This is a genomic window from Citrobacter sp. VF227, from assembly GCF_052950715.1.
Genome location: NZ_JBRFVF010000718.1, coordinates 1 through 263, shown reverse-complemented (window position 1 = coordinate 263; position 263 = coordinate 1). Strand labels below are relative to the sequence as shown.

The 263-nt window shown below is 52.9% G+C and carries 1 rRNA gene; it reads left to right on the top strand.

Annotation, left to right across the window (positions count from 1 at the left end):
- Positions 1 to 263: ribosomal RNA gene (locus ACU8YC_RS28710) — 23S ribosomal RNA — on the top strand; the annotation flags it as partial.

Below are 263 nucleotides of genomic sequence, written 5' to 3'. Positions count from 1 at the left end.
TACTATAGCTTGACACTGAACACTGGTCCTTGATGTGTAGGATAGGTGGGAGGCTTTGAAGCGTGGACGCCAGTCTGCGTGGAGCCAACCTTGAAATACCACCCTTTAATGGCTGGTGTTCTAACGTGGACCCGTGATCCGGGTTGCGGACAGTGTCTGGTGGGTAGTTTGACTGGGGCGGTCTCCTCCTAAAGAGTAACGGAGGAGCACGAAGGTTAGCTAATCCTGGTCGGACATCAGGAGGTTAGTGCAAAGGCATAAGC